The sequence below is a fragment of the Ruegeria sp. CF1 genome, assembly GCF_056537445.1.
This window is the reverse complement of sequence record NZ_JBQFRN010000002.1, coordinates 387,342-403,548: the sequence shown is the minus strand read 5'-3', so window position 1 is coordinate 403,548 and position 16,207 is coordinate 387,342. Positions and strand designations below refer to the sequence as shown.

Sequence of the window (16,207 nt, the reverse complement as noted above, 5' to 3'; positions counted from 1 at the left end):
GTCATTGTTTAAAAAGTAAATCGTCAGTCTTTGATGGGGTATCTGTCAGGCTCTTCAAACACATCGATCACTCGGGAACCCGCCTTGATGCGCCCGCCATGCTCCACTCCGGCTGGTATCGAATAACTGTCGCCGGGTAGATAAACTTTCGTCTCTCCGCCAATGGTGAGTTCAATTTCTCCTTCCACCACCGTACCCCATTGGGCACCATGTGAATGTAGTGGGAGTTCCATTTCTTTAAGAAAAGTAAAAAAGGCGACCAAACCAGCATCAGATCGAATGACTGCCGTCTGCACGACGTCTTCGGGAAATGGCACGTCTAGTCTTGGAAAGTCTGTAATGAAGTTTGGAAAGCGCATATTTCTATCCCTTTAAATAGATCTAACCGGCAAGCATTAGCACAGAGCCTAGCATGTCAGAATGCACTACGAGTAAAAATCCACATACCATATGGCACAAACCCAAGTGCTGCTGAGAAATTCCGTGGCCAAACCCACACCGTTTTTGGTCTGCGCTCTTGCCATCGCTCACAATCCACGCCATGCGCAGCATATGGATTTCGAGACGATCATCCTCGGTGCTGGCGCGGCCGGCATGATGTGCGCAGCCCATTGCGGTGGCCAGGCGCTGGTGATCGACCATGCAAAAGCTCCCGGAGAAAAGATCCGCATCTCGGGTGGTGGACGATGCAATTTCACCAATATGTATGCGGGACCGGGCAATTTCCTGTCTCAGAATCCGCATTTCAGCAAATCAGCGCTGGCGCGATATACACAGTGGGACTTCATCGAACTGGTCGATCGCCATGGCATTGCATGGCATGAAAAAACGCTTGGGCAATTATTCTGCGACGGGTCTTCGAAACAGATCGTCCAGATGCTGCTGAATGAAATGGTCAAGGCCGAGGCCGAGCTCTGGGTGCAGACGTCGCTGCGCAACTTGCGCAAAACCGAAAGCGGTTTCGCTTTGGATGTCGAACGCGATGGCAAGCACATCCCTCTGACCTGTCGTAATCTGGTTCTGGCCACGGGTGGCAAATCGATCCCCAAAATGGGCGCGACGGGGTTGGCCTATGACATCGCGCAGCAATTCGGGCTGCAGATAACCGAGACACGAGCGGCGCTGGTGCCGTTCACCTTCTCGGACGGTCGGTTCAAGGATTTGTCCGGCGTCTCCCTGCCCGCTCGACTATCAAACGAGCGCACCAGTTTCGACGAGGCTTTGTTGTTCACCCATCGCGGGTTGAGCGGTCCTTCGGTGCTGCAATTGTCTTCGTACTGGCGCGAGGGTGAGGCAATATGGGTCAACCTGATCCCCGATTTGCCTTTATACGATCTGCTTCGCGATCAGCGGCAGGCTGTTGGGCGCAAGGCGCTGACCACCGAATTGGCACGCCACCTGCCCACGCGTCTGGTGGAATACCTCGCACACCATATCCCGATGAAGGGCAATCTTGCGGATCAGTCCGACACGGCGCTGTCGGAACTGATCGCCGCATTGTCCAACTGGCGGCTTACGCCGTCGGGCACCGAGGGCTATCGCACCGCCGAGGTCACTCTGGGCGGGATCGACACTGACGGGCTGTCGTCTAAAACGATGGAGGCCAGGGATGTCCCCGGCCTCTATGTCATTGGTGAAGCGGTGGATGTCACCGGCTGGCTTGGCGGTTACAACTTCCAATGGGCGTGGTCCTCGGGCCACGCCGCCGGAAGTGCCATCGCAAGCCGTTAGCCTACGACGTTGTAACCCCGTCCGCGCATACAGTTGCGCACAATGACTTCCTTGTTCTGGTTCTTGTTGATCACGTCAGCACCTGCACCAACCAACGCACCGGCAACGGCGGCGCGACCCAGGTTGTCGCTGCTGTCCTGAACGATGCCGGTGACGGCTGCAGCACCTGCAGCGCCGATTGCGGCATTACCTGCGGTCGATCCGTCAACGCTGGCCTGCGAGGCTGCAAGTTGCTGGCACTGATACAGGTCCGAATTGTAGTTCGGGCCTACAGGGCCATCGATCACGGGCTGATAGTTGGCCCCGGTATTGGTGCAAGCCGCAGCAGCCAGCAGCGCTGGAACGACCAGAAGAAGTTTACGGTTTGGCATATTCATGACCTCGTGTTGAATTTCCTGAAGGCAAAAACCAATGCAGGCAGTGCGTCAAGCAGATAGGCCCACAGCTTCGCCGAACCGGCGATCTATTGCAAACGCATTGCTTTCAGAGGCGTTTTTTAACCTGATCCACGAAGTCATCGCCACGTTGTTCGAAGTTGTCATACTGGTCGAAACTGGCCGCAGCAGGTGCCAATAGAACGGTTTCACCGGGCTGCGCATCGGCCATGGCCTGCATAACCGCCGCTTCCATAGTGGTGCAGACTTGCGCATCGGCCTGCAACTGCATTGCAAAGCTCGCCGCCTCACGCCCGATGACGTAGGCCTTGATTACGTGGTCCCCTGCCCCGTTCAGCGCCTCAAGCCCGCCTTCTTTCTCAAGCCCGCCACAGATCCAACGTATCTTCTTGAACGCGCTCAAGGCTTTGAGGGCGCTATCTACGTTGGTGGCTTTCGAGTCATTCACATAGGTCACGCCGTCCGCCTCGGCGATGATCTGACTGCGGTGCGGCAGACCCGGGAAGCTGTGCAGCGCGTCTTCGATCACGCGCGGAGCAAGGCCCAGCGAACGGCAGGCGGCATAGGCGGCGCAGGCGTTCTGGTGATTATGCGCACCGGGCAGGCCCTTGATCTCACGCAGGTCGATCGATCCGGCCTGACGGCCCTTGCGGTATTCCGACAGGAAACCCTTGCGGGCAAAGACCTGCCAACCCGACCCGGTCAGCTTGCGCGCCACCGAGACGCGGATCACCCGGTCATCCGACGGCCCCTCGGCCAGTTGCCCGGCTAGAAACGCGCCCTCGGCCTCATCTATCCCGATCACGGCGCGGTCTGGACCTCCTTCGGCGAACAGGCGACGTTTGGCGGCAAAGTAACCACCCATTCCACCATGTCGATCCAAGTGATCAGGTGAAAGATTGGTGAAAACCGCCACATCCGGCGTCAGTGCGCGGGCCAGTTCGGTCTGGTAGCTCGATAGCTCCAGTACCACGACCGATCCATCGCCACCTGGGTCGATGTCCAGCACGCCGCGCCCAATGTTACCCGCCAGTTGCGAGTCGCGCCCGGCCTCGGTCAGGATATGTTGGATCAACGCAGCGGTGGTTGATTTGCCATTCGATCCCGTCACCGCGATGACGCGCGGTGGGATGTCGTAGTTGTTCCATTCAGGGCCTGCGAAAGAGCGAAAGAACAGACCTATATCATTGTCGACCGGAACTCCGGCTTCCAACGCAGCGGCCGCAACCGGGTTCGGCGCGGGGTAGAGATGAGGGATGCCGGGCGAGACAATTAGTGCGGCAATATCGTCAAACGCCCCGTGGCGGCGCAGATCGACACACGAGAATCCCTCGACCTCTGCCGCTTCACGCGCGGCGGGGTTGTCATCCCAGCAGATCGGCTCAGCCCTGCCAGCGCGCAGCGCTCGTGCGGTGGTCAGACCCGACCGACCTAGCCCCAGAACCGCTACTTTCTGCCCTGAAAACCCTTTGACCGGGATCATTGCCATACACCTTCTATCCGAGCCGCTCTTCCAGCCAGTCCGACCGCCAAGAGACCGGCCCTTTTGGAACGTTTTCTATTACGAACCCATAGTCTGGTAACCGGTCGCACAAAGCATCGTATTCCGCAATAGCTGCGGCCAAGTTGTGCCGCCGGTCATCATCCTGTTCGAATATCTCAGGCCAAGGAGGAAAGAGAAACACGCATGGGTCGTAGCCCAAGTGCAGTATCTGTTCACGCACTTTGGTCTCCAACGGTGTAACGGTTCGATCAAACCAAATCAGCGCGTCCAATGCCGAACGATCAAATAGCACAAGATCATCTTTGGCATTGTTGAAGTCTGATATCGCAAGTTCAATGATCCGGCGGCAGAATACCTCGGAGTTGACCCAAGGCAGAGCGCGACCACCACCTTGTCTTTCCTCGGCAATGACACGACGACCCGGCTCGGAAACTGTTGAATATCCGCGTCGGGCCATCTCCTCCAGCAGTGTTGATTTGCCACCACCGGAGCATCCAGAAAGCACGACGCAACGCGGGCTCATCTGACTTTCAGCGTCGCCAGCCCGATCATCGCTAAGATCAGTGAAATGATCCAGAACCGGATCACGATGGTGGGTTCAGCCCAGCCCTTTTTCTCATAATGGTGATGGATCGGCGCCATCAGGAACACCCGCTTTCCGGTCCGTTTGAAATAAAGGACCTGGATGATCACACTTAAAGCTTCAACCACGAACAGCCCGCCCACGACTGCCAATACCAACTCGTGTTTGGTAGCCACGGCGATCGCGCCCAGCGCACCGCCCAGAGCCAGTGATCCGGTATCACCCATGAAAACCGCCGCTGGAGGGGCGTTGTACCACAGGAATCCCAGCCCCGCACCAAACAGCGCTGAAGTGAAGATGAAGATTTCACCGGTGCCAGGCACATAGTGAACATCAAGATACTCGGTGAAGTCGACCCGCCCAACCGCATAGGCAATCACACCAAGGGTCGAGGCCGCGATCATCGCGGGCATGATCGCCAGCCCGTCCAGACCATCTGTCAGGTTCACCGCGTTGGCCGCACCCACAATGACGATCACCGCAAAGGGGATATAGAAAAGGCCAAGATTGATCAGCGTATCCTTGAACACCGGCAGAGCCAGCTGGTTCTGCAAATCGCTGGGATGGTGCAGCGTCGCCCAGAGTGACGCCAGCACGGCAATGATGATTCCCAGCGCCAACCGCATCTTACTGGAAACGCCCTTAGTGTTCTGCTTTGAGACCTTGGCATAATCGTCCGCAAAGCCGATGGCCGCATAGGCCAGCGTCACGAACAGTACCATCCAGACATATGGATTGTCCCAGCGCGCCCAGATCAGGGTCGACGTGACCAGAGCGCCCACGATCAGCAGACCGCCCATGGTAGGGGTTCCAGCCTTGGACAGATGCGCCTCGGGGCCGTCATCGCGGATTGGTTGACCTTTGCCTTGCCGTTTGCGCAATACGTTGATCAAGGGTTTTCCGAACAAAAACCCAAAGATCAGCGCAGACAGAAAGGCGCCCCCTGCCCGGAAGGTGATATAGCGGAAGAGGTTCCAGAAATCCCCTCCGTCCGACAGGGCGGTTAACCAATAGAGCATTACAAAACCTTTCTCACAATACGGCGGCTCTCTGGCGCGCTGCCATGCCCCATTTGCCGCAGACCGTCAACGATCTGTGCCAAAGCCATGCTGAGAGAGCCCTTGGCCATCACTACGTCGCCGCTGCGGATCAGTTCCGGCAGATGGGCGGCCATCTCATCGCTGGTTTCCGTCCACAGCCCGCGCTTGCCTTCGGGCAGAGCCTGATGCAGCGCTTGCATCAACGGACCGATGCAATGAACCTGATCAACATGCGCCATCGCAGGCACCTCGGCCATGGCGGCGTGCATCGCCTGCTCTTGCGCACCAAGCTCTTTCATGTCGCCCAGAAACGCGATCTTGCGTTTGCCCTCCGACGCAAACAGCACGTCGAGAGCGGCCTCCATCGAGGTTGGATTGGCGTTGTAGCTGTCATCGAGCAGTTCAATCTGCCCGCCATCTGGCAGCGCGATCACTTCGCGCACACCGCGCCCTTTGACCGGAGACCAGCCGCGCAGACCGGCAATCGCCTGATCCAGATCGACCCCCAGCGCGACACAGGCCGCCAGAGCGCCCAGCGCATTCATAGCAAAGTGAGTTCCCGCGGATTGGACATCGAATGTGATGTCTGCTCCGCCGACAATACCGTGTCCCCGCACCGAGTCAGGGCCTTGGAGCACGTTGGTCAGGGCATAGTCCCGCGCCTTGTGGCCAAATTCGACGATCCTTGCACCATGCGCAGCGGCGCAGTCGCGCAAGATGCCCGCGTGTTCGATATCGGCGTTGACGATAGCGGTGCCGCCCTCGGCCAGCCCGTCGAAGATCGCAGCCTTTTCAAAAGCAATACCCGCAACCGAGTCGAAGGCTTCGAGGTGGACGGCGGCTACTGTGGTCACCAGCCCCACATGCGGTTGCGCCTGACGCGCCAGCGGAGCGATTTCGCCCGGATGATTCATGCCGATCTCGATCACCGCGAACTCGGTGTCGCGCGGCATTCGCGCCAGCGTCAAAGGCACGCCCCAATGGTTATTGTAGCTGGCGACACTGGCATGAGTTTTGCCTTGCGTCTCCAGAATGCTGGCCAGCATTTCCTTAGTCGAGGTTTTACCCACGCTGCCAGTCACCCCCACCACGCGCGCACCTGTCCGGGCGCGAGCCGCCTGCCCCAACGCCTCTAGACCCGTCTGCACATCGTCGACGATCAACAGCGGTGCATCTTCGGGCACGCCTTCGGGAATATGCGACACAAGCGCTGCGCCTGCGCCTTTTTCAAGCGCTTGGGCGACGAAATCATGGCCGTCGCGGGCAGCCTTCAACGCAACGAACAGGTCACCCGGCTGCAGGGTGCGCGTGTCGATGGAGACGCCGTTCACCTGCCAATCGGTGGGGGCGCGCCCGTTGGTGGCCTCTGCGGCCTCGGCTGCAGTCCAGAGCGTCATGCGACCCTCCCGTCCAGCGCGGCAACGCTGATACTGGCCTGTTCCACATCGTCAAAGGGCAGGACCTGATCTCCGACGATCTGGCCGGTTTCGTGTCCCTTGCCCGCAATCAGCAGAGCGTCGCCCGGTTGCAGCGCGTCGATGCCGCGCAGGATGGCCTCGGCCCGGTCGCCGACTTCCGTGGCTTCGGGTGCGCCCAACATGACAGCACCGCGGATGGTGGCCGGGTCTTCGCTGCGTGGGTTGTCATCGGTAACAAAGACCAGATCGGCGTTTTCAGCAGCGGCCCGCCCCATCAATGGGCGTTTAGTGGCGTCTCGGTCACCGCCTGCACCAACAATGGCGATCAGACGTCCCATGACATGCGGGCGCATCGCCTTCAGTGCAGTGGCCACGGCATCCGGCGTATGCGCGTAATCGACAAACACCGCCGCGCCGTTGTCGCGGGTGGCAGCCAGCTGCATCCGTCCGCGCACGGTGATCAGGTGCGGCAAGGTTTCGAACACGCGGTCGGGGTCCTCGCCCGCCGCGATGACCAATCCGCAAGCCAGCAAAACGTTCTCGGCCTGAAAGCCGCCGATCAGATTCAGGCGGGTTTGATAGGCCTTGCCTTTCCATGAAAAGCGCAAATCCTGCCCGGTCGCGTCAAAGCGTTGATTCAGAAGACAAAGATCAGAACCCTCAGGGCCCACGGTGATGATATTCTGGCCGCGTGCCTCGGCGATCTTGCGCATCTCAGCACCCTTGGGATCACCAAGGTTGACCACAGCGACCCCGTCTTCGGGCAGCACACGATCAAACAGACCCGCCTTGGCTGCGAAATAGGCCTCGAACGTGTCGTGATAGTCCAGATGATCCTGCGTGAAATTCGAGAAACCGGCAGCGGTCAGATGCACCCCGTCCAAGCGACGCTGTTCAAGCCCGTGCGAGGAGGCCTCCATCGCCGCATGGGTCACGCCATTTTCGGCAGCTTCGGCGAGACAGCGGTGCAGAGTGACCGGCTCGGGTGTTGTATGGGCCAGCGGCGCAGTCCATGCGCCCTCGACCCCGGTGGTGCCTAGGTTGACGGCGGCAAGTCCAAGCTCGGTCCAGATCTGGCGGACGAAACTGGCGACCGAGGTTTTTCCATTGGTGCCGGTGACCGCCACGATAGTCTGCGGTTGCGCGCCAAACCATAGGGCGGCGGCCCCTGCCAGTGCCTGACGGGGGTCTTCCGTGACGATCAGCGCAGCATCGGATGCGGCCAGTTCGTCGGTGGCGATCTCGGCCCCTTTCGCGTCCGTCAGGATCGCGGCGGCCCCCATGCGCAAGGCGTATTGGATGAAGTCTCCACCATGGACTCGGGTGCCGGGAAGGGCTGCAAAGAGGAAACCGTCTTTGACCTCGCGGCTGTCAACAGCCAGACCGGTGATTTCGGGATTGGCCCCTCCCCGTGCGGTCAGGGCCAGTTCGCTGAGTTTCTTTGACCGATTGCCCATGACCCACCTTTCGCTGGACAGCCTAATTTGAGGTCAGCGTTATAGCAGCGCGCGCCTCAGGCTCAAGCCGGGGTCTGAGACCCAATAGCGGCGCCACCCGTCCAATCAGTTCGGCAGCAACGGGAACGGCAGTCCAACCCGCCGTGCGGCGCTTTTCGCCATAGGCCACGATGGACGGTTCATCCAGCGTGACGATTAGCACATATTTCGGATCATAAGCCGGGAAGATGGTGGCGAAGGTGGCAATCACCTTGTCCTCATAGTACCCGCCACGCGGCTTGGGTTTATCGGCAGTACCGGTTTTTCCCGCCACGTCGTACCCTTTGACATCACCAAAGCTGGCGGTGCCATCCGTGACCACTTTGCGTAGCATATTTTGCGCCTGCTTGGCGGTGTTTTCGGACATCACGCGAGGGCCGTATTGCGGGCCATTGCGGCGCAGGATCGTGGGGCTGACATAGTACCCGCCATTGGCAATCGCTGCGTAACCAGCGGCTAGATGCATGGGGCTGGTCGAAAGGCCGTGGCCATAAGAAATCGTCACGGTGCTCAACTCACCCCATTTCTTGGGCTTGAGCGGTTGCCCGCCCTTGGCCTCGACAATCTCGAATGGCGTTGGGTCGAACATGCCTAGCGCGTTCAGAAAATCCTGTTGCCGGTCGGCCCCGATTTGCAAGGCCAGCCGCCCGGTGCCTCGGTTCGAGCTGTACTTGATTACATCCGAGACACTGATCTCACCATAATTCTTGCCGTTAAACTCGCCAATCGGGAAGCGCCCGATTTTCATCGGGCCGGAAGTGTCAATGATGGTGTTGGAGTTCACCAGACCTAGCTGCACCGCCTGTGCGGCGGTGAAGATTTTGAACACCGAACCCAGCTCATAGACACCCTGTACGTAGCGATTGAACAGCGGGCTGTCCGAGGGATCGAAGCCCGAGGTCGGCGGGCGCGGACGGTCATTGGGGTCAAAAGACGGCAACGACGCGGCCGAGACGACCTCGCCCGTATGGGCGTTCATCAGAACCGCCGAGGCTCCTTTGGCGTTCATGATCTTCATGCCGCCATATAGCACCTGTTCTACCGCCGCTTGAACGGTCAGATCCAGCGACAGTTGCAGCGGCTTGTTGCCGTTGGCCGGGTCGCGCAGATAGCCGTCGAACTGTTTTTCGACGCCAGCTACGCCGATCACCTCAGCTGCGCTGACACCTTCGCGGCCAAAGCCCGAGCCGCCCAGAATATGCGCCGCGAGTCTGCCATTGGGATATAGCCGCATTTCGCGCGGGCCGAACAGGATGCCGGGATCTCCGATGTCATGCACCGCCTGCTTCTGCTCGGGCGAGATGCGCTTCTTGATCCACAGGAATTTTCGCTTACCGGTGAAGTCTTTGACCAAACGCTCTTTTTCCAGATCAGGGAAAATAGCGACCAGTTGCTCGGCTGCGGCGATCGGGTCAATCATCAGCGGTGGCTGCGCATAGACAGAATAGGTGTCCAGATTGGTCGCCAGAATACGGCCTTCGCGATCCACGATATTGGCGCGTTGCATGGCGATGGAGGCCCCCGGCGCACTTGCCAATGGTTCTTGCGCCTCGGATGTCGCCAGAACGCCCATACGAAAGCCTACGACCGAAAAGGCGCAAAAGAAGAAAAGACCCAACACCAACAGGCGGCCCTCGGCGCGTGCGCGGGCGCGGTCTTTCATGTCTTCGTGGCGTTTGCGGATGTTCTCTCGTTCAATCGCCTTGGGGTTTTCACCCTTTGCACGGGCGTCGAGGATACGGGCCAGAGGGCGAAGTGGTGTACGGGTCATGGAACCTGCACCTCGATCAGTGCCTGAATGTCAGTGACGTCCTGTATTTCAAGCGGGTCGACGATGGGCAGATCCGGGTCCTCGCCATAGGAAATCTGATCGGCGCGACCAAACTGCTCAGCCCGCAGAGGCAGCAAGCTGAGACGTTCGAAATTCAAGTCCGCCAGCTCACGCAAACGATCAGGCCGGTTTAGATAGGCCCATTCGGCATTCAGCACGGCGAGTCGCGCCTGCGCCATACCGATCTGGCCTTGCAGCGACTGCGTTTCCTTCAGCACCTGCTGCGTGCGGTAGTTCTCTTGATAAGCCCAAAGCGCCAACCCGAACACGGACAGTGCAGTCAACACATACAGAATACTCTTCATCTTGCCCTTCCCCCCAATTGCGGCATGCCGATGGCCCGGGCCTCAATTTTCCCTGCCGGGGCATCCGTTCTTATCGCGACACGCAATTTTGCAGAGCGTGCACGTGGGTTTTCTTCAAGTTCCCGCTCATCCGGCCCAACGGCCTTGCGGGTCTTGAGTGTGAATTGCGGCTTCTCCTGCTCCATCTCAGGCGCATAACGGTTGGCGCGTCCGGTTTTGCCCGCGCGCGATTGGAAGAACCGCTTCACCATCCGGTCTTCTATGGAATGGAAAGTCACAACGGCCAGTTGCCCCCCCGGCTTCAAAGCGCGCTCGGCGGCCATAAGCCCCTGAAACAGTTCTTGGTATTCTGCGTTCACCGCGATCCGTAGCCCCTGAAAGCTGCGCGTCGCCGGGTGCGATTGGCCCGGTTTAGGGCGCGGCAGGCAGGATTCGATAATCTCGACCAGCCGCAGAGTTGTTGTGATCGGTTCTTCGGCCCGCGCCTTGACGATGGCCTTTGCTATACGACGACTGGCGCGTTCCTCACCGAAATGGAACAGGATGTCGGCCAATTGCGTCTCGGTTGCCGTATTCACCAGATCAGCTGCGCTTTCACCGTCCTGGCTCATCCGCATGTCGAGCGGGCCATCTTTCATGAAGGAAAAACCGCGTTCAGCCCGATCCAACTGCATGGATGAGACACCAAGATCCAGCACCACGCCGTCCAAATCCTGTGCATATTCATCCATGCGAGAGAACACGCCCTGCTGCATCACCAACCGATCACCGTATTCCCCAGCCCAGTTAGCGGCCATTTCAAATGCCAGCGGGTCGCGATCGACGCCAATGACTTTCTCGGCCCCGGCCTCCAGCAACGCACGAGTATAGCCGCCTGCGCCGAATGTGCCGTCCAGCCAGGCACCGGACACCGGCGCCACGGCGGCCAACAACGGGCGCAGAAGAACGGGGATATGAGGTTTGTCCGATGAGGTCTGAGCGCCGGCCATGCCGTCACCCATCCCCGATGCCATCGAGATACTGCATCGGATCGAAATCATCCGGCAGATCGTCAAGCCATTCCTCGGTCGTGGCCAGTTCCTCGGCCTCGTATGTCTCGGGCTTCCAGATCTGGAATGTATCACCGGCAGCGATAAAGAACGCCTCGTTCTCAAGGTCGATCTTGTTGCGCAGCTTTGCGGGCAGCACCAAACGACCCGTTTCGTCCACATTGGTCGGGAAGGACTGACCGTGGAACATCCGCTGAAGCATCCGACGCTGCATCGAGCCACGTGGCAGCGCATCGATCTTGGCATCCACCTCGTCGATCGCTTCCATGGTGTAACATTCAAGGTATTTGCGGCGGTGGTCGCCATAGACAATCACGAGTTCAGGATTGTCGCCAGGCTGCCAGTTGGGATCCGAGGCTTCAAGCACGCGACGAAACGAGGCCGGGATCGAAACCCTGCCCTTCGTGTCCACCTTATGCTGGCTTTCGCCTCTAAACCTGCGCGCCAAGACGACTGTCCCTTTCGCTTGCGCCCCACCTCAAAATTCACGTTCCCCCCGGAAGTAAAACGGCGGGTTGATCTGCTGCCACTGATCAACCCGCCGCATTGACCCGCTTTGCGGGATGTCCAGCTGCGCGCGCCACCTGGGGGGATGTCTGCTCGCCCGCGCGCCGGATCTGTTAAGTGATGAAAGCGAGATGCCTGTATGAAACCTGTTTTTGTATTTTTGGTTCGGGGTCGTTTGGTGCCCCTCAACTGTCCTCGCCCTCATCGGGTACACAAGGGATGCCATGGGAATTCATGGAAATCAATAGGAAATTTGCGTGGAGAGGCCTGGTGCAGGCTTCAGATCAAGACTAATACAATCGAAACTCGGATCAGATATGCCACAAATTGTGCCCCTGGTGCCTACTAACACTAAATATGTAAGAATTGACGCCTAAATTATTTCTCCCATGAATTCCCAATAATTTTCAGAATTATGGATTATTTGGCGCAGACACCCATTCATGGCAGCCGAAGAGGACGAATCACGGTCCCTTTACAGGCCATTCCCATAGTCGACCCATGCTTTCCCATAGCACCACCACCCCAGGCGTCGGACCTGCGGTGAGAAGATTTGCCCCCTCTTGAGTTGACACAACATGCCCAAACAAACACCAATTCCGCTCAATAGATAAGCGGTCACCATCACAGGGTCTGGACACACGAAACGTCAACCACACGTGAAAACCAGTATTTTAAAGGCAATTATTGGGGCGTACCGGATTATCCTGCCAATCCATGCATTTGCTGCATAGCAGCATTGACGACGCGAACTATTGTGCAATCGCAGCATTTGCCTATCTTCAGTCTCAAGCAAACGCCGGACGATACCGGCAACAGTAAGAATGAACGGATCATGAAGATGGCAGTCGCAAGCACACAAACAGCCCTGAAAGGCACACCGGCATATGGAATCTCAACGCTGGTTGAGACCCTAAAAACCCGGGTTGCTCGTTATCGCCTGTACCGTCAGACAGTCAACGAATTGTCGGGACTGTCAGATCGGGAATTGGCTGATCTGGGCTTGCACCGCTCGATGATCCGCCGGCTGGCCCAACAGGCCACCGAAGAGCAGATCGCGCGGTAAGCGCAACAAGAACACCGAGATCAGGTCCGTCCTCCTCCCTTTCGGACCTGTATTTCAGCGGCAGCGTCTCTCCTCCTCCCTGACGTTGCCGCACCTAATACCGGCCCTGACCGCCGGAACCTGATACATCGGGGCTCTCCTCCTCCCTGCCTCGATGTTGAAAGCGCGCGGCGACGTCTTCCTCCTCCCTGACGTCGCCGCGTCTTCCTCATACCGGGATCAAACCCGGGTACGGATACATCGGGGCTTCCTCCTCCCTGCCCTGATGTAGAAAAGAACGGCGGTTCCCCTCCTCCTCCCTGGGAACCGCCGTTTTTCGTTTTTTGCACACAAGATGTAGGCTGGGGTCGTGAACGATTTGTCAGGAGTCTCCCATGGCCGCTTATTTCATCGCCCAGATTTCCATTCATGACCCGGATGGGTACCAGAAATACCTCGAAGGATTCATGCCGATCTTTGACCGGCATGGCGGAAGGCTTCTAACCGTATCCTCAAAACCCGTTGAAGTGATCGAAGGCAGTTGGGAAGAAGATGGGATCGTCCTGATGGAGTTTCCGGATATGGCTGCCGCAAACGCGTGGAAGGACGATCCGGACTATGTCGAATTGGCCAAGATCAGGCAAAAAACGGCGACGGCGAATCTTGTGCTGGTCGAAGGGTTGTAAGCTTCAGAACGGCACGTCATCCTTGTTGGTCAGAAAGCGCGAGACCACTTTCTTAACCCCTGCCTTGTCGAAATCGACCTCGACTTTATCACCTTCGATGCCGATCACTGCGCCATAGCCGAATTTCTGGTGAAACACTCGCTCGCCCAGCGTAAAGCTGGCCACGGCGGTCGCATCAATCACAGTATTCCGGCTTTCTTTTGGCTGTGACATGCCATATTGCCCCTGCCGCGCCTGCATCCGCTTCCAGCCCGGAGAGTTATAGACATTCGCCTCGGCTGCGCGGGTTTCGATCCCGGCTGCCTGCTGACCACCCCCATAGAGCCCCGGAGGTGTCAGCACTTCCACATGATCTTCGGGCAACTCATCAATGAACCGGGACGGCATCGAATTCTGCCATTGTCCGAACACCCGTCGGTTGGCTGCAAAGGAAATCGTACAGACTTCTTCTGCACGGGTAATACCGACATAGGCCAGCCTTCGTTCTTCTTCGAGGCCTTTGAGACCGGATTCGTCCATCGAACGCTGAGAGGGGAACAATCCATCCTCCCACCCCGGAAGGAAAACCGCGGGAAACTCCAGCCCCTTGGCCGCGTGCAGCGTCATGATCGAGACTTTGGCCCCGTCGCTGTCCTGCTCGTTATCCATCACCAGACTGACATGCTCCAGAAACCCTTGCAGGTTTTCGAAATTGTCCAGCTGATTGACCAGTTCTTTTAGGTTTTCCAGCCGCCCCGGCGCCTCGGGCGTCTTTTCGTTCTGCCAATGCGCGGTATAGCCGGATTCGTCCAAGACGATCTGCGCCAGCTCGATATGCGTATGCTCGGGCGCGCCGTATCGGATCGGTGAAACACCGTCATCAATCACCGTATCATCGTCCACCTCAATCCGAGGCCCACGTGTCATTGCATTCCACCGCGCCAGACCGTCGATCAATTCACGCAGCGCCTTGCCGCCCTTGCCCTTGATCAGGCCGTTATCGACCGCAATCCGCGCGCCTTCGACCAGAGACACTCCGTTCTCGCGCGCCACCACCTGAATCGTCTGCTGCGCCTTGTCGCCGAGGCCGCGTTTGGGTGTGTTCACGATCCGCTCGAAGGCCAGATCATCCTCGGGGCTGACCACCAGCCGGAAATAGGCCATGGCATCGCGAATCTCCATCCGCTCATAGAATCGAGGGCCGCCAATCACCTTGTAAGGCAGACCAATGGTCAAAAACCGATCCTCAAACGCGCGCATCTGGTGCGAGGCGCGAACCAGAATCGCGATCTCATCCAGATAGAATCTCGGGAAAGCCGCCTCCAGTGAACGACCTTCTTGCTGCCTCATCGTCAATTCCCAGATGAGACTTTTCCGGTGATCGTCTGCCAAAAAGCTCTCGTGGCTCTTAAGCTGATTTAAAACTTGTTCTCTGCTATTGAGCCCTTTTAACGCACCAAGTTCACCGAGGCGCTCAACCTCTCTCATCATTTGCTCTGATCGAGAGTTTTCCCGCCTTTTGGCAAGAGGAGAACTACCATTAACTAGGTCGTCGATTTGCTCGCCGATCCAGCGCGCTTCTTCCTCGCCGTCCCAATGGCCGATCAAACGAACCTTCTCGCCAATTTCTGCGGCCGTCCACAGCTCCTTACCCAAACGCTTCTCATTGCCACGAATGACGTTCGACGCTGCGGCCAGAATATGCGGGGTTGAGCGGTAGTTCTGCTCCAGCCGCACAACGAAGGCACCGGGAAAATCCTTCTCGAACCGCAGAATGTTTCCCACCTCTGCCCCGCGCCAGCCATAGATCGACTGATCGTCGTCTCCGACGCAACAGATGTTCTTGTGGCCCCCTGCAAGCAGACGAAGCCAGAGATATTGGGCTACGTTGGTATCCTGATACTCGTCCACAAGGATGTAACGGAACCAGCGCTGGTATTGCTCCAGCACGTCCGGGTGGGTTTGGAAAATCGTGACCATGTGCAGCAACAGGTCGCCGAAATCCACCGCATTCAGCTCGCGTAGGCGGGTCTGGTATTGGGCATAAAGCTCGATGCCCTTGTGATTATAGGCCCCCGCATCCGCAGCAGGCACCTTGTCGGGCGTCAGCGCTCGGTTTTTCCAGTCATCGATGATCCCGGCCAGCATCCGAGCGGGCCAGCGCTTGTCGTCAATGTTGGCGGCTTGAGTAAGCTGTTTCAGCAGCCGTTTCTGATCGTCAGTGTCCAAAATTGTGAAGTTCGATTTCAGATCGACCAGTTCCGCATGGCGACGCAGCAGCTTGACGCAGATTGCGTGGAAGGTGCCAAGCCACGGCATCCCCTCAGCGGGTCGGCCCAGCATCCGCCCTACCCGCTCTTTCATCTCTCGCGCGGCCTTATTGGTGAAGGTCACCGCCAGAATCTCATTCTCGCGCACCCTATGTGTCCTGAGCAGATGGGTGATCCGAGCGGTCAGAGCTTTTGTTTTGCCCGTGCCCGCACCAGCCAACATCAGCACCGGACCATCCAGCCGCTCAACCGCTTCGCGCTGCGCCGGGTTGAGATCGTTGAGGTACTCAGCCGAGGTCGCAGGCATCGCCCGCGCCGACAGCGATGCGCCTTCGAAGGCGTCCATTTCGTCAAAACTGCTCATGCCG

General features: G+C 58.3%; 15 protein-coding genes. 3 read left to right on the top strand and 12 right to left on the bottom strand.

What is annotated here, in order from left to right; genetic code table 11:
- Positions 1-23: 23 nt before the first annotated feature.
- Complete coding sequence (locus ACRZ96_RS07125; RefSeq protein ID WP_170392042.1) at positions 24-359, bottom strand: cupin domain-containing protein; 336 nt, start codon at positions 357-359, stop codon at positions 24-26.
- A 193-nt stretch (positions 360-552) separates the two neighbouring features.
- On the opposite strand from ACRZ96_RS07125, the gene ACRZ96_RS07120 reads away from it, so the two are divergent.
- On the top strand, positions 553-1,731 hold the full coding sequence (locus tag ACRZ96_RS07120) for a BaiN/RdsA family NAD(P)/FAD-dependent oxidoreductase (RefSeq protein ID WP_170401383.1): 1,179 nt from the start codon (positions 553-555) through the stop codon (positions 1,729-1,731).
- Here the strand turns inward: ACRZ96_RS07120 and ACRZ96_RS07115 are convergent.
- The 10 genes from ACRZ96_RS07115 to mraZ all read right to left on the bottom strand — a co-directional run bounded on the left by ACRZ96_RS07115 (position 1,728) and on the right by mraZ (position 11,764).
- Positions 1,728-2,102, bottom strand: a complete 375-nt coding sequence (locus ACRZ96_RS07115) for a glycine zipper family protein (protein ID WP_255611713.1) — start codon at positions 2,100-2,102, stop codon at positions 1,728-1,730. The genes ACRZ96_RS07120 and ACRZ96_RS07115 overlap by 4 nt on opposite strands.
- A gap of 112 nt (positions 2,103-2,214) precedes the next feature.
- Positions 2,215-3,609 (bottom strand): UDP-N-acetylmuramoyl-L-alanine--D-glutamate ligase, encoded by a 1,395-nt coding sequence (gene murD / locus ACRZ96_RS07110; RefSeq protein WP_480771959.1) that lies wholly within the window; start codon positions 3,607-3,609, stop codon positions 2,215-2,217.
- 13 nt (positions 3,610-3,622) lie between these two features.
- Positions 3,623-4,153 carry an AAA family ATPase gene (locus tag ACRZ96_RS07105; RefSeq protein WP_480706715.1) on the bottom strand — a complete coding sequence of 177 codons (531 nt, stop codon included), beginning with the start codon at positions 4,151-4,153 and terminating at the stop codon, positions 3,623-3,625.
- Positions 4,150-5,232, bottom strand: coding sequence for a phospho-N-acetylmuramoyl-pentapeptide-transferase (gene mraY / locus ACRZ96_RS07100; RefSeq protein ID WP_480706717.1), 1,083 nt, complete (start codon positions 5,230-5,232; stop codon positions 4,150-4,152). Before mraY ends, ACRZ96_RS07105 begins: the two co-directional genes overlap by 4 nt.
- The gene (locus ACRZ96_RS07095; protein ID WP_480706719.1) at positions 5,232-6,650 is read right to left on the bottom strand and encodes a UDP-N-acetylmuramoyl-tripeptide--D-alanyl-D-alanine ligase; all 1,419 of its coding nucleotides are present in this window, start codon (positions 6,648-6,650) and stop codon (positions 5,232-5,234) included. The genes mraY and ACRZ96_RS07095 overlap by 1 nt, the downstream gene beginning before the upstream one ends.
- On the bottom strand, positions 6,647-8,128 hold the full coding sequence (locus ACRZ96_RS07090) for a UDP-N-acetylmuramoyl-L-alanyl-D-glutamate--2,6-diaminopimelate ligase (protein ID WP_480591851.1): 1,482 nt from the start codon (positions 8,126-8,128) through the stop codon (positions 6,647-6,649). Before ACRZ96_RS07090 ends, ACRZ96_RS07095 begins: the two co-directional genes overlap by 4 nt.
- A 22-nt stretch (positions 8,129-8,150) precedes the next feature.
- Complete coding sequence (locus ACRZ96_RS07085) at positions 8,151-9,938, bottom strand: peptidoglycan D,D-transpeptidase FtsI family protein (protein WP_170392055.1); 1,788 nt, start codon at positions 9,936-9,938, stop codon at positions 8,151-8,153.
- Positions 9,935-10,303, bottom strand: coding sequence for a cell division protein FtsL (gene ftsL, locus ACRZ96_RS07080; protein ID WP_170392057.1), 369 nt, complete (start codon positions 10,301-10,303; stop codon positions 9,935-9,937). Before ftsL ends, ACRZ96_RS07085 begins: the two co-directional genes overlap by 4 nt.
- The gene (gene rsmH, locus ACRZ96_RS07075) at positions 10,300-11,292 is read right to left on the bottom strand and encodes a 16S rRNA (cytosine(1402)-N(4))-methyltransferase RsmH (protein ID WP_480706982.1); all 993 of its coding nucleotides are present in this window, start codon (positions 11,290-11,292) and stop codon (positions 10,300-10,302) included. The genes ftsL and rsmH overlap by 4 nt, the downstream gene beginning before the upstream one ends.
- A 4-nt stretch (positions 11,293-11,296) precedes the next feature.
- Complete coding sequence (gene mraZ / locus ACRZ96_RS07070) at positions 11,297-11,764, bottom strand: division/cell wall cluster transcriptional repressor MraZ (protein ID WP_480537011.1); 468 nt, start codon at positions 11,762-11,764, stop codon at positions 11,297-11,299.
- 936 nt (positions 11,765-12,700) lie between these two features.
- Between mraZ and ACRZ96_RS07065 the strand changes: the two genes are divergently transcribed.
- Positions 12,701-12,925: a DUF1127 domain-containing protein gene (locus ACRZ96_RS07065; RefSeq protein ID WP_480706722.1), complete on the top strand. Its 225-nt coding sequence runs from the start codon at positions 12,701-12,703 to the stop codon at positions 12,923-12,925.
- 374 nt (positions 12,926-13,299) lie between these two features.
- Positions 13,300-13,590, top strand: coding sequence for a DUF1330 domain-containing protein (locus tag ACRZ96_RS07060; protein ID WP_170401405.1), 291 nt, complete (start codon positions 13,300-13,302; stop codon positions 13,588-13,590).
- Between the two features lie 3 nt (positions 13,591-13,593).
- On the opposite strand, the gene ACRZ96_RS07055 is transcribed toward ACRZ96_RS07060, so the two are convergent.
- Positions 13,594-16,203 (bottom strand): ATP-dependent helicase, encoded by a 2,610-nt coding sequence (locus ACRZ96_RS07055; RefSeq protein WP_480706724.1) that lies wholly within the window; start codon positions 16,201-16,203, stop codon positions 13,594-13,596.
- Positions 16,204-16,207 lie beyond the last annotated feature (4 nt).